Consider the following 14,236-nt stretch of genomic DNA (forward strand, 5'->3'; position numbering starts at 1 on the left):
CAAATATGCGCCACTAAAACCTATCTCTAAGGTCATATAAATGAAGCTTTTCTTAAACCAGAGACCGATTCTTGAAGGAAATGTAACATTTCCTTTAATGCTCGCTCCAATGGTTGGCATCAGTCATTATCCGTTTAGAAAAATAGTCGCCGACTACATGCCTGAAGGCATGAGTGCTCTATGGCCAACAGAGATGCTCAATTCACGAAGGCTTCCGGGTCAAAAATTGGGCCAGACTCCTGAGACGATTAAAGGAGAGCATGAACAATTTCTTTGCCCACAAATTCTTGGTAACCAAGAGAAATACATCGCCCCCTCAGTTTTAAAACTTGAACAGTGGGGTGCTAAGGCCATCGATATCAATATGGGTTGTCCTGTTAACAAGGCCCTTAAACATAACTATGGCGTCGCCCTAATGGGTGATATCGACTATGCAAAAGAAGTCGTTCGAATGACAGTTGCAAACGCAACGGTTCCAGTTTCGGTTAAGCTTAGGGCCGGCCACCAAAGAGATGAAAAGTTTCTTGTTAACTTTGTACAACAAATGCAAAACGCCGGTGCGAGCTGGATCACTCTCCACCCAAGACTTGCGAGTGAAATGAGAAAGGGAAAGGCCGACTGGTCTCAAATAACTCTTGTTCGCGATAATCTTGATATACCAGTCATTGGTAATGGAGACATCCAAACACTCGATGATATTTTTTCAATGCACGAGCAAACCAATTGTGATGGCGTCATGATAGGAAGGGCCCTTACAGCGAGACCTTGGCTCTTTTGGCAATATGCTAAGAAGGTAGGACTTCCCGCTCCTCTTGGAAAGAATCACGAACAATGCCCAGAAACTCCAGAACAAGAAGCGCGCGAATATGTGCAAATGCTAATCAATCTTCTAAGAGAACTAACAAGTCATTTTGAAATGGCCTACGCCCTTAGAAAGTTTCGCTTCTTTGTGAAAACCAGCTGTGCTTGGCTTAATTTTGGCCATAGTATTTACAGTGGCGTTCACAAAAACAAGACGGCCATCGAGATTGAGAGCTTTCTACTTAAAATGAAAGAAAATTCCTCACTTAAAATGGCCAAAACAACTTCTCTTCATCAATAAATTCTTATCATGTTAAAACTTCGACACCCCTGTAAAAGTGTGGCCCTCGCCTTGTCAGTAGAGAAAAATAAAGGCGTAATGCCCATTATGAAAAAAATTATTCTTTCACTTACACTTCTAAGTACATTATCTAGTCTCAATGCTTACAGTGCAGAAATAGACTCCTATACTCATAGAGACAAACTCTTTGTCTTTGATGCTTCTCATTTTATTGATGAACTCTTTAATCAAAAAATTGAAGCCGCCGTAAAAGAGATGAATGAAATTGAACTTCAATGCCCAACGAATGAATTTGAGGCCGAAGAAGCGTTTGATCTCATACATGAAAAACTCGCCTCCCCCTTCATTGGTCACAGCATAGCCCAAGAATTAGAAGACACTCTTCCCGATCGCCGAAAAATTTATACGAGCTATGAAGAGTCAATCTATAGCGACACGACTCTATGGCAAGGAATCTCTTTAAAACTAAAAGGAATCCTCTCAACGATGAAAATCAAAGGAAATATTGTTGGAGTCGACAAGCTTGGCCACTTCTTTGTCGAGGGATGGGGCTTTTATAAAAGGGCCTATCTCGAAGACTTAGATCAAGTCTATATTGATGATGCTATCGACTGGGGGCGTTTTACAGAGAAGACTTACTTCGGCATGACTACAACGGGGATCTTCTCTCATAGTGACTTAATTGCAAACTTTAATGGCATGCGCTTTTGGAATCGAATCTTCTCATTTAAAGAAGACGTCCTAGCAAAGAAGAAACTTCCGGCCTATCTCTCGTGCAAAGATTCCAATTGGAAAATGGCCAAGAGATTCACAATTAAAGAGTATGTAGACCCGGCCTGGGATGAAGGAATCAACTGCAATCTCTACGACAGTGAAACCATCGAAGATCATGTGACTTCTAAAATTAAAAAGAGTTTTTGGATTAAAGACTTCTTTTTTGATAATTTTGATTTCTGTCCTGTGAATCTTAGAGAATGCAAGAGTGAAACTGAAAAATATGGAAAATGGGCACAAGGCCTATTCCACCCTATCTGCCTAGAATAATACAAGGCCGTCCTAGAAATAGACGGCCTTGGTAATTTTTTTAACAATCCTACAAAAATATCATTTATCTGAAATAATAGAATTATGAAAAAACTACTTTTTCTTTCGGTCTTTTTATTTTCCATCTTAAGCACAGCTTCCGGACCAAGTGTTCTGCGTGTTCATCCTGATGACTTACAGATTGTAAGCTTCAAGACCAATATGATTTTCGCGATTAAGAACCAAGGAAAAATGGAACAATATTACTGTCTCGATTATCAGCATGTAAGAAAAGTACAAAGGATTTTAAAAAAGAAATTGATGGATGCCAAAAAAATGGCAAAAACTCAAAAAGTAATTCTTGAATTTAATCCTTTTGCATGGAGTGCAAAAAACTGTATGGAAATCAATGAAACCGTTACGGATGATGTTCTAAAAGTAATCTTAAATTAAGATTGGTGGCTAAAAGAAGCCACCACCCCATGGACCTTTTCTCTTACCTTTTTTCTTTTTCTTACCACCAGGCATTCCAGGCATTCCACCCATTCCAGGCATTCCAGGCATTCCTGGCATCCCCGGCATACCGCCACCTTTCATCATTTGCATCATTCCACCCATCATTTTTTCCATTTGGCGGAACTTTGATAAAAAGTCTTTGACCTGAGCTTCTGTATTACCTGAACCGGTAGCGATGCGCTTAATACGAGACTCTTTAACTAATTTGTAGTCATCTCTTTCAGCTTTTGTCATAGAATCAATAATAACTCTCATGCGCTTCATTTCTGCTTCTGCTGGTGAAAGGTCACCCACCTGGCGAAGCATATTTCCCATTCCAGGAATCATCTTTAAGATAGAACTCATAGAACCGAGGTTCTTAATCATATCCATTTGCTTCATGAAATCATCGACTGTGAATTTTCCCTTTTCAAGACGCTTCATCATTCCTTCTGCAGCATCTTTATCAATACTCTCCTCTGCTTTTTCCACAAGAGAGAGGACATCACCCATATCGAGAATTCTTCCTGCAAGCCTATCAGGATGAAAGAGTTCAAGGTCTTTCATCTTCTCACCAGTTGAGATGTACTTAATTGGAACACCCGTTACGTGACGAATAGACAGGGCCGCCCCACCACGTGCATCAGAGTCCATCTTTGAGAGAACAACACCTGTTAGACCAACAGCTTCATGGAAACTCTTGGCAACATTAACGGCTTCCTGACCTGTCATGGCATCTGCAACCATCAAAACTTCAGGGTTTCTATCATTAAGAGATTCTCTTACCTCTTTAATTTGTCCCATCAATTCTTCATCGACGTGTAAACGCCCGGCCGTATCAATAATTACGACATCCTTACCATTTTCTTCAGCAAATTTGAGGGCATCTGTTGCAATATCTTTTGGGTGCTTTGAAAGATCTGAATCAAACCAGTCCATTTGCATACTTTTAGCAAGAGTGATCAATTGATCTTTAGCAGCTGGCCTAAAAGTATCGGCAGGAACAAGAAGAACATTCTTCTTTTTCTTTTTAGACAAGTGAAGAGAGAGCTTTCCTGAGAAAGTCGTCTTACCCTGACCGTTTAAACCAACGACGAGAATTGGTGCGATATCTTTTCTATCGAGATTCACTTCCTCGTTAGCAACACCCATAACCTTAGCAAGTTCATCGTGAACAATTTTAATGAATTGCTCTTCAGGATTGACACCTTTGATGACCTTTTCACCAAGGGCCTGTTCTTTTACATTGCCAATAAATTCTTTGACGACTTTAAAGTTAACGTCAGCTTCGAGAAGGGCCGTGCGAACTTGCTTAAGCGCTTGTTCAATATTCGTCTCACTAATTTTACCCTTACCTTGAATGTTTTTAAAAGCTTCAGAAAACTTCTCACTTAAAGTATCAAACATTTTTTAATCCTATTTATGTTTTAAAATTATATCTAAACAATCTTTTGGTTCATTCACGATAAAGTCAGCACCTTCGTTTTCAAGCTGCCCATTATTCGCATACTCACTCCAAGTACAACCAATGGACTGACAACCGAAGCTTCGTGCACCTCGTATATCTGTATAGCTATCTCCAATAACGATGACCTTATCCTTAGGACAGTCATTTCCCACTAACTCGAAAATCCCTTGTGGATGTGGTTTAGGAGTTGTGTCATCGACACAGCGAAAATCCAGAAAGTACTTTGCAACATCGAGCTTCTTTAAAATCTCAAGTGTTGTCTTTCGATCGCGACCTGTCCAAACATAAAGCAAAAAGTTCGCTTTTCCAAGTTCCAATAAAAGATCTTTAATCCCAGGAAAAAGTTCATAGTTTAGTCCCATCCTAGCTGACATCAGCTGGAAGCGCTTGATCATCTCTTTTTGCACTTTGGGATCATCGTGTGCCTGTACACCAAAGTTCTCTGCTAACTGCCTTAAATCTGGTACGTACTTTTCGCGCACTTCTTCCATCGTGACAGGTCTATTTAAATAGTCACTAAAAAGCTTAGAAACAGCACGATAAATCCCAAATTCACTTGAAATAAGGGTACCATCACAGTCAAAAACGACGTGTCCACGGGGCTTATCAAGGTTCATCTTTTTTTCCTTATGCGATATCGTCAATTGACGCTAATCATAACCTCTGGTAAACATTTGGGCCATGACAAATACGACAAGAACACCATTTTCCAAACAACTACAAAGCAAGATTGATCTGCTATCAAAACGCACAACAAAGATTCAAATGGGAGACGTTTCTTTTGACTCCCCACTACTTCTTGCTCCTATGTCGGCCATCTGCATTGCACCATTTCGTCTTCTTATGGAAGAACTCGGGGCCGGTGGAACAGTGAGTGAGCTCATCTCTTGTCATGGAATCAACTACGGTAATGAAAAAACTCACCAGATGCTTCGCATCGATCCGCGTGAAAAGAATATTGGTATTCAACTCTTTGGTGAAGACCCAGAGGCCATGGCCCGCGCCTCAGAAGTGGCCCAGGAGAGAAATCCAAAATTTATCGATATCAACATGGGTTGCCCGGTAAGAAAAGTCGTAAGCAAAGGTGGTGGATCGGCCTTAATGAAAGATCCAAAAAAACTTGGTGCTTATTTTGGTGCCATGAAAAAGGCCATCAACATTCCTCTTACCGTAAAAATTAGAACGGGATGGGATGAAGAGTCAATTAACGCTCAAGAAGTCATTCATATCGCTAAAGAAGAAGGATTAGAATTTGTTGCAGTTCACGGCAGAACGCGAACACAACAATATAAAGGTAGAGCAAACTGGGAACTTCTTGAAAACCTCGCAACGACTTCCCCGCTTCCTCTCATTGGAAATGGTGATCTCCATACGCACAAGCAAGTTCAAGAGCGCCTCTCTAAAACGACTTGCCAAGCTCTCATGCTCGGTCGAGGACCACTAAGAAATCCTTTCATCTTTCTAGAAAGTTATATCCAAGAAGGAGAAGATCTCTCTTTTAGTTCAAGAGATTACTTTGAAATTATTCAACGCCTTTACCATTATATTAGTGAGTACACAGAGCGCGAAAGAACACAATTAGTGCAGATGAGAAAGCACATTGTGTGGATGGCCCAGGGCTTTCCAGGTGTTGCCCAATTTCGTGGACAAATTTTTACGACCCCTGATCTTGGAGACACCATGAAAGTTACTGAGGACTTTTTTATGGGCCTTGAAGGTAAGGATAAAAACATTAATCACGATGAAGCTTTTATGACTTCAGGTCACGGTTAATAAAGAACGCACAATTTCTTGGCACTCAATTTTCTTAAACTCTCCTTCTCATAGAGCTTCTAAGCTATAGAAAGAACTCAAATACCCGAGTTTATAGTTAAAGATTATTCATCGTATTCACGAAAAGATAAGCACTAGGATTATTATCAAAGTGTGAACATGAATAAATTGAAAACAACAACATTCATCCTAAGCGTAGCTTCTCTTTTAGAAGTGCACGCAGTCACACCTGAAAAACTCAAATGTACGCAAATCAAAGACAGTATTCTAACTGTTGAAAAAGTTCAAAATGAACTAAGCACTCCCATTGGAAATGGAGACCATAAATATAAAGTCAAAGAATTGAAAAGTGAGTACGACCGTCTTTTGGCACGCCTTGTACTTCTTGAAGGAATCAAAGACCTTAAAAGCAAGTACAATAAATTTAAGCACTCAGTACTAACAGATGAAAATTTTGGTGTCATTAATGCCAATATCTTCAAAGATTTCGATACAATCAGCCAAGGAATTGAATCAGCGAAGAAGCTCTCGATTTTAGAAGATCAACTCACTCAGATGATTGGAGATCCACGAAAAGAGCTTGCAGCAATGCCAGATGAAACACCCAATGTAGAGGATATTGGAAAAATGCGTGATAATGCGTTTCCAAAAATAGAGACTCCATCAGTACTTGAGAAAGTACCTTACACCAGTAATCTCATAGAAAAAAAGTGCGAAGAAATCGTCAGTATGAATGATCGAAATCTTTGCTCGCAAATTGATTCAGAGGGATATCAATTCTTCTCTAAAGGTGAAACAACGCAAATGATTGAAGGTTTCTTTCAAGCTTTTCACGTTGGATATAGCGATATACAAAGTAAAGAAGAAAGAAAAAAAGTACTCAAACAGTTTCTTGAGCTAGTAAAAAAATCAAAAGATGGAGAAGAAGGACTTTTTGGTCTCACTTCAACTGATGAATTAAAAATTTTTGCCGACTATGAAAGGTCGCTTGTTCATCAAGTAATGAAAAAACTAGATGTCAAATCACTTCCTCAAGAGCAAGTGGATACAACTCTTAAAGGCCTTGCCCATAAGCTTGAAAATAAAATGATTCCACTTAATCCTGAAAAAAGTGCTCTTGGAAATTGCCTAACGGCCTCTATTTTAAAAAGTGTGCCAGTTACTTCTAAAACTTGTTTTTATCAAGCACAAGCTCTTAATGAAGAGCTTAAAAAGACGACTCCAATTATGCAGGCACTCCTTGCAGCAGACCAAATTAAAGTTACCGATAGAGATATTATCGACTACGACAAAGTTAAAAAAATTCAAGATGAAATTAAAGCGATGACTCTCGATCTCGATCAATATTCTAGTAAACTAAATAAGCTTGGTAAGGGTAATGCTTATCAAGGGATGACAAATATTATGGAATCACTTTGTCGCGGTGAAACGGTTCAAGATGTTGATCATGAAAGACTAACCAATTGTATCCAGACAGTGAATCAAGAATATCTCGATGAAGAGTATAAAAAAGCTAAAAGAGATTACGAACTTTTTAAGAAAAATAAACTTCTTCCAGGATTGAGCGCTGGTTCAAACCCCAAGTACATGGGAATGGAAGCTCTAAAAAGAGAACTCATCAAAGAATATCAGGTGTGTAAAGATCAACCAGAAGAGTTAAACCTTGCTCACTGTAACCCAAAAGTCGATCAATCACGTTTTTCTAATTTTAAAAAGTTTGCTGAAGATGCGATCGTCTCTCTAGATGACCATTACTCTACATCAAATATGGATAAATACGATGCACTTAAACTTGTTTCAGAAAGTTGCGATTCTATATTCCCTGTTATTAGTTCATTAAATGATCTTGATAAAGACATGATGATGTCCATGTGCGCAGATAAGAAAAAGAGCTTTAAAAGTGCCCATGTCGCAAGAGAGAAAGCTCAAGAAGTTAAAAGAGAGCTGCAAAATATTGGGGATTACAATTACACATACGATGCTGATCGCGATCAAATTATCAAAACAAGAAGAAAGTCCTCTCTTTCATTTTTTGCCTCAGCGGCCTTTAAATCCATGAGTAATCTTCTTCCGACAGTGATTAATAGAAATCAATCGCGCTATTACTACGATGCAGCCGCCAACCAGGCCATTATGCAAAAGCAGTATTATAATAACATGCAAAGTGCCTATGAGTGGTATGGCTATGGAATAGCGGACTATTCTAGTGGTTTTGGTGGAATCTTTAGCCACAACTCACCAATCTATTTTAATGGAACAAATAGCTACACTAATACAAACTCTGGTTTTGCTTGGTAATTGACAAGAATATCTGACACTTACAATCAATTTTCCCCTCATACTCCCCCCTCTTCTTTTGTAAATTCTTCATCAGTTTTCAGTATTTCTAACAACTTGAGAACTTAACCTTAGTCAACTTGAAATCTCTTCCCCTAAATAGAGGTAAAATGAAATAAGTTAAACTCCCGTTTTCTAACGACCGAAAGGAATAGTAGAAGAGCACAAAATTTAAGGATGATGAATTTGGCGCAAATAATTATAACTCTATTTCTCGCACTGACTATGCTCACAGGATGTATCGGGCAAACACCTTCTTCTAAAAGAAATACCGATGCACAGGAACAGGCGGCCAGTGATGATCCAACAGAAGTTGATCAAGAAAGTGAAGTCTATTGGTATACGACATCAAAAATTGAAGGTCAGCTAACAATCAATCAAGACTCGTCTAGCAATCTCTTTTTAAAAGGGAATACAATTCATGATTTTTTAAACACAGACAGTAACAAAGATTATCAGTACTGTTTAGTGATTAACTTCAATGACTCACAAACATCAAACGCTCCATTCATTAGGGCAAGAGCACTTCCACTAAGTTCACTGAATTTAAAAAACAACACAAGAGAATATTACTTAAGAATCGAACTGAATGATCAAGCGACAAATACTTCAACTTGTGCTGGTACAATTAATCACTATCAAACCCTAGCAAGCTCTCCAACACTCAAAGCAAACGGAGCCTACGATCTTGTCAATCTGTGCACCAATTGCTCTGGAAAGCAATCATCAACAAAAATTGATCTCTATCGAGTTGTCTCAAGTCAAATATCAACAAGCTCACTCATTAGCTCAAACCTTGTTGGTCTTGGCGGACTTTCTTTTAGAATCGATTATACAAATAACTCTAGTGGTACAGGTTCAGGCTCATCTTGTAGCGATACAGACTGTCGCGCTCAAGGACTTGATTGTTGTGTTGATGGGCAATGTGTTCAAGATGCAACATTGAAGTTAAATCCAAACCAAGACGATCTTCTTGAAGCGATCGCTGCCGTTAATTTAGATTTTAAAAATTATAAGAAATGGCCTTCTGTGTACAATGTTTGTGGAACAGGCGCGCCGAGTACGGGAGATGAAGATGAAACAGATCCCGACGATGAGGCACAAGCGAGAATTGATGAAAAGGTAGGTTGGTATAATTGCCTTGAAGGTGCAAAAAGTGATCCAGCTTCCTACTCGAGTTGTCTTCCATCGGGAGATCTTACAAGCTTTCAAACAATTCGAACAAAGTTTTGGCAAGAGTGTGGTTGTGCTGTTGATGAAGATTCAAACCCAACAGATTCGACTTGTATTAACTACGGCCTAAAACTCGTCACGGCCACAGATGGTACCGTAACAAATGTCGTCTGTGATATTCCAGCTAGTGATAGTGATGGAACTTTTCAAGAGCTCGATGTCACTCTATCAACTCGCTCCACTCCTCACCGCTTCTACGCGGAGAATGGGACAAATTATGATGAAATCGACAGTCTTCAAACAATACTTCCCGATCTAAAACAAGAGGGTGAAGAGTTTAAATACTTCGATGAAATCAATAAGTCAGGACCAATGCCAACACGCTTTAGTATGAATGCCATTTTAGGACAGATGAGTGTTGGACTAGATAAGGCACTCCCAGCTAAAGTTGTGACAGTTGAGTTGAATAAGAACTATCGTATCGCTGTGAACAAGGGTTACTATACTCCTTGTCCAAGCTGCGAAAAAGATAAATGGTGGAAGCTTTTTCTTCCCCATCCCGCTTCTGACTATGGAAATGGTATTGATGCTGATCCAGTTACGACAAACCGTGCCGTCACAGGCTACAGTACTCATAGTGCGAATTACGAAGATAATATTTTTGGAAGAGCTTGCTTTGTCCCTCCGACAATGCTTCCTTTTTCTCACAAAGCGAAATCAGATCTTCAAACTCAACGCCTTGATCGCCTTGCCACCCAAGCGGCCATGTATATCAATGGATACCAAAGAGACTGGTATGGGTTTAACAAAGGTGCTGTCATTGGTTCATTTGACGGTGTAAAGTGGTTTGCAGTTGGTTCATTAACAAGAAGGGTTCGCTCTACTAGCAAGAAGCTCTTTCTCGCAATCAATGCCCCATTTGCCGATCTTGCCCAAGAGTCTTCCATCTCTGTTCGAATTATTGAAGATAATGGCGCGGCCGATGTTTCAACAAAGGACTACGATCCAGATCTCGCAATTAATGATTACAATCAAAATAGAGCGGCAACTTGTCAAAAAAATCATTTTTGTAATGTTGATTCAGATTGTGTCACAACTTTAGGATGGGAATATACCTGTGCCGATGTTTCAAAGTTTAAAACATACTGGCCTAAATATTCAACAACGGCCGAAGAGGTTGCTGGCGACGAGTATGCCGACTATACATTTTCGAGTTTAATTTTTGGTGGAACAAATACGACTTTAAAAAGATGTGTCTACAGAGGAGCTGGAGCACCTTGTAAAGTGAGCTACCAAGATGGGCTGACTGATGCAAAAACACAAAAGCTCTTTCAATGTGCACCTAACTTCTACTGCTCTTCTATGAACGATATCAATTTCAACGACGAGCTTGTTAGAAGCACAACAAATATTAGCAATATCGCTTATGGACAAGATGCCGACATTCTAGGTCGACCTCTTAACTATGTTGGTGGAGCATCAAATGGTTCACTGACTGCAAGTATCAAAGAAAATCTCCTTCACAATGCGGCCCTCTTTTTTGATAAAGATACCTCAAATGCTCAAGCGAATGACTTTGGCTTCTGTCGCCCAGGAAAACTTCTCACTGGTTCATGGCAAAACCAGCATAAAGTGGCAGATAATATAAAAAGAGCTGACTACATCAATCAGATCGGTAGCTGTGATAGTTCACTTAGTTCAACATCGAGAGTTCAAAGCTGTCCTGCTTTTGATAGCGATGGAAATTACATCAATGAAACAGCGACAATCGCTCTAAGAAACGAACAGAACTCTTGTGGCGGAGAGACTTTAAAGTCTGACAACACATCCACTTTTGATTTTATTGAAGCACTTAATTTACCAAGTGTGACAAGTATCTCTCGCCCAACTCTCGTTAAAGATGCCTGTTTTAGAAGACCTGGATCAGTTTGTCACACAGACCTAGACTGTTCGCCAAATAGGCTTCATAAAGAAGTGGCCTCTTCCCTTAGTTTTCTAGACTTTGGAAATACGGAAGCTGAATATAACTATTGGCAAGAGCAACTCATTTGTGGTCAGGCCACTCCAAAACCTTCTTGGGGATCAGAAGATGCTCTTAATTACGATCTCACACAAAATAGATGCTGTCGTGAAGTTGGAAAAACAATCACAATGTTCACCGAGGGAACTCATCTTAATAGCAATGTAAATAATCAACAGCTAAACGCTGATCTCTACCCTGCAAGCAGTCCTAGCTCAACTGGTAGATACTCACGCTACGCTGTTACCAGTGCAGCAAACTACTCAGTATCAGGAAGTAGCTCTCCTGTTTACCAAGTTCCTGCTGTCACTCAATTTCAAGCACCAAAGGCCTACCAATGGCGCACGATTAATTCAACAGCTCAAAAGACTTGTTGTGGAGGCGGTTGGATTAGAAAGTTTTCTGATGGAACACATATTTGGCCTAGAAAGAAATTGATGGCACTTAATATGAGTGATTTGAAATGTATCAACTATGAAAACCCACTTTATAAAGAGGCCTTACCTGGTGCTAATACTCTAAACTACGCAAAAGATGCTTCAAAACTTTGTCTCCATCCAAGTGAAAATAATGGATGTCTACAAATTCCTCTAACGGCAGGGACATTTGATGTAACACCTCCACGGGCCATTAATTCAGGATTGGCCACAACTTTGGATACTTCACCCGAAACGCAATACGATAAACTCTCAAGTGAAGTGTTCTATATGCCAACACCTTATAAAACGCCTGTCGACATGCTTAGTAATGGGAAAATGTATAATTATTTCTTTGATTCTGAGTTCGCCTATGGACTGAGTATCTACCTGCCAATTTACATAAGAGATGTAAATGCTTTAAGACCAGTCGATCATGATGCCGATATAACAACGTCACCAATTGAAAGTATCAGGGCCTTTTATTACAATGAAAATGGGCAAAAGATTCATGAAGAATGGCTACTTGAGCACACTCCAGTTGGTACAAATTGTCTTGATGACGGTACAAGTAATGCTAATCAAAATGCGGCAGCAAATCTACCCGACAGAACATGGTGTATGGAAAACCGGGATGGTTACACGATCTTACACGCTAATGCGGGAGCAGGAGATCTTCTAACAGGAGATCCGTATACAAATGCCGGTCTAGTCATTGAATTCTACACTTATAGAGCAACGGCTGCAGTTACGAACAAACCAATGAAGGCCGGTAATGATCTCTATTACTCGACAAAGCTCTCACGCTTCGAGTTAGCAGGTATTCCACAAATGTTCTACGAGCCACTCTACTGCAACGACAATAGAGAAAATCTTGTCCCAGGGCTCTTTAATAGTGCAACAACGAGAACGGACTTTGAAAATGGAGCCTATGGATCTTATGATTACAATGGAACAAACGGATCGCAAAACGATCTCCATCAAATTCATGATCCAACTAATACGACACTTGATGATTCAAATACAGCGGGATTAGTTGTCGATGAGACAAGAATTACGCAACAACCATTTTTCTCTGAAAATGAATTCATGTGCTGTACGAATCTTGGTCAAGAAGTTGATAATGCCAGCAATTGCTGCTCTGGTTATGCAACATCAGATGAAGATGGTGCCCTTACTTGTAAATTGCCAAGTAAAACAAATCTTATGGTTTATTTTAACCGCTTCGTTTCAGGTGAAGGTGTTGGCGACGAGCAACCAGGTGGTGGACTTGTCGATGATGATTTTATTATGGAAACAGGTGAACCTAAACTGCGTTCATCGACATACACAAAAATTCGAGCTCTAGGTGAAGAATACTGTGATGATGGCCTTGGTTCAAGCGACTCCTCTGGCTCTAAAACTAGAAATGGTGCCAGTTTTGGTTCCTTCACTCCAGAACCTAATACTGGTGGGTTTATAGGCTCAGATGACGATTTCGACCCTAACACAGTGGGCTACTATTCTATTGTTGACTCGGCCGATGATGACGATGCCGATATCAGCACGGGAGCTGGCTACTATTTACAGGGTTATCGCTGGGGTCACCATATTTACTGTAAATAATGACAAATATTGACTACCTGAATTCTATAGAGATAATGCGTTAGTAACGAAGGATTCAGGATGAGATTATTAACACTCTTTATATTTATGATCTTTGCTAGTCATGCGAAGGCCGAACTTGTTTGTTATCAAACCCAAGTTTGTAATTTAGTAAAAGAGCTCTTAATCGATCAAAAAGTTGTCAAAACAGCGCTTCTTCCAAAGGGAGCTGATCCCCACCACTATGAATTAAAAGGAAAAGAGATCAAAGATCTCATCAAGGCAAAATACTTAATTGCTCCTAACCTTCACTTGAGCCCGTGGCTAAAAAAAATTGGAAATCAAAGAGACTCGAAACAAACATACTTTCTAAAAGAAAGGCAAATGGATGGTTTTTCTAAAGAAAGCCTCGCCCACTTTTGGCTTGATCCCGAGCACCTTTGCCAAACGGCCAGAGAGCTCGAAAAAGTTTTACAAAACTGGAAATTAGAAACAAAGACATTTCAATGCAAAAACTTTGGAACTAAAAAATCTAAGACTAATGTCTACATCATTACTCACGATGCTCTAGGCCCTCTGTTAAAAAAAGAAGGACATCTCTATTTTGCCATTCGAACAAGTGGGCATGGCCATGTTGTAGGACCAAAAGAGATGAAAAAACTGGCCCTCTTTTTAAATCAGCATCCTAAAGTCACTTGGCTAATTGAGACAAATATCGATTTACCGACAGTCATCAAGAAAATGTACAGAAAGGGCGATAAAAAGATAACAATCAATACATCAGGCGAAGTAGGACAACCATCCTACCGTGTTCTCGATCATCTTTTTTCAATCTTTCACTAGGA

9 protein-coding genes are annotated in these 14,236 nt (G+C 39.7%); 7 read left to right on the forward strand and 2 right to left on the reverse strand.

All coding sequences use genetic code 11. From position 1 onward, the window contains the following. Positions 1-40 precede the first annotated feature (40 nt). From HBN50_RS09010 to HBN50_RS09020, 3 genes are all read left to right on the forward strand, one after another. Positions 41-1,102 (forward strand): tRNA-dihydrouridine synthase family protein, encoded by a 1,062-nt coding sequence (locus HBN50_RS09010; protein WP_273869365.1) that lies wholly within the window; start codon positions 41-43, stop codon positions 1,100-1,102. A gap of 87 nt (positions 1,103-1,189) precedes the next feature. Next, positions 1,190-2,146, forward strand: a complete 957-nt coding sequence (locus HBN50_RS09015) for a hypothetical protein (RefSeq protein WP_273869366.1) — start codon at positions 1,190-1,192, stop codon at positions 2,144-2,146. Positions 2,147-2,230: 84 nt separating this feature from the next. Further along, positions 2,231-2,578 (forward strand): hypothetical protein, encoded by a 348-nt coding sequence (locus HBN50_RS09020; RefSeq protein ID WP_273869367.1) that lies wholly within the window; start codon positions 2,231-2,233, stop codon positions 2,576-2,578. 9 nt (positions 2,579-2,587) lie between these two features. On the opposite strand, the gene ffh is transcribed toward HBN50_RS09020, so the two are convergent. Both ffh and HBN50_RS09030 read right to left on the reverse strand, forming a co-directional pair. Beyond that, a complete protein-coding gene (gene ffh / locus HBN50_RS09025) occupies positions 2,588-4,027 on the reverse strand; it encodes a signal recognition particle protein (RefSeq protein ID WP_273869368.1) in 1,440 nt (479 codons plus the stop codon). Between the two features lie 9 nt (positions 4,028-4,036). Then, complete coding sequence (locus tag HBN50_RS09030; protein ID WP_273869370.1) at positions 4,037-4,705, reverse strand: HAD family hydrolase; 669 nt, start codon at positions 4,703-4,705, stop codon at positions 4,037-4,039. Between the two features lie 64 nt (positions 4,706-4,769). On the opposite strand from HBN50_RS09030, the gene dusB reads away from it, so the two are divergent. The 4 genes from dusB (at position 4,770) to HBN50_RS09050 (ending at position 14,234) form a co-directional block, all read left to right on the forward strand. Next, the gene (gene dusB, locus HBN50_RS09035; RefSeq protein ID WP_273869371.1) at positions 4,770-5,861 is read left to right on the forward strand and encodes a tRNA dihydrouridine synthase DusB; all 1,092 of its coding nucleotides are present in this window, start codon (positions 4,770-4,772) and stop codon (positions 5,859-5,861) included. A 159-nt stretch (positions 5,862-6,020) separates the two neighbouring features. After that, a complete protein-coding gene (locus HBN50_RS09040) occupies positions 6,021-8,159 on the forward strand; it encodes a hypothetical protein (protein WP_273869373.1) in 2,139 nt (712 codons plus the stop codon). A 225-nt stretch (positions 8,160-8,384) separates the two neighbouring features. After that, on the forward strand, positions 8,385-13,412 hold the full coding sequence (locus HBN50_RS09045; protein WP_273869375.1) for a hypothetical protein: 5,028 nt from the start codon (positions 8,385-8,387) through the stop codon (positions 13,410-13,412). A gap of 60 nt (positions 13,413-13,472) precedes the next feature. Next, positions 13,473-14,234, forward strand: a complete 762-nt coding sequence (locus tag HBN50_RS09050; protein ID WP_273869376.1) for a metal ABC transporter solute-binding protein, Zn/Mn family — start codon at positions 13,473-13,475, stop codon at positions 14,232-14,234. The last annotated feature ends 2 nt before the right edge of the window (positions 14,235-14,236 follow it).

Source organism: Halobacteriovorax sp. GB3 (genome assembly GCF_028649655.1).
Classification (GTDB): domain Bacteria; phylum Bdellovibrionota; class Bacteriovoracia; order Bacteriovoracales; family Bacteriovoracaceae; genus BSW11-IV.

Excerpts from the sequence above, each read along its gene's own strand:
- HBN50_RS09010 (WP_273869365.1), top strand. The coding sequence starts at position 41 with ATGAAGCTTTTCTTAAACCAGAGACCGATTCTTGAAGGAAATGTAACA.
- HBN50_RS09015 (WP_273869366.1), top strand. The coding sequence starts at position 1,190 with ATGAAAAAAATTATTCTTTCACTTACACTTCTAAGTACATTATCTAGT.
- HBN50_RS09020 (WP_273869367.1), top strand. The coding sequence starts at position 2,231 with ATGAAAAAACTACTTTTTCTTTCGGTCTTTTTATTTTCCATCTTAAGC.
- ffh (WP_273869368.1), bottom strand. The coding sequence starts at position 4,027 with ATGTTTGATACTTTAAGTGAGAAGTTTTCTGAAGCTTTTAAAAACATT.
- HBN50_RS09030 (WP_273869370.1), bottom strand. The coding sequence starts at position 4,705 with ATGAACCTTGATAAGCCCCGTGGACACGTCGTTTTTGACTGTGATGGT.
- dusB (WP_273869371.1), top strand. The coding sequence starts at position 4,770 with ATGACAAATACGACAAGAACACCATTTTCCAAACAACTACAAAGCAAG.
- HBN50_RS09040 (WP_273869373.1), top strand. The coding sequence starts at position 6,021 with ATGAATAAATTGAAAACAACAACATTCATCCTAAGCGTAGCTTCTCTT.
- HBN50_RS09050 (WP_273869376.1), top strand. The coding sequence starts at position 13,473 with ATGAGATTATTAACACTCTTTATATTTATGATCTTTGCTAGTCATGCG.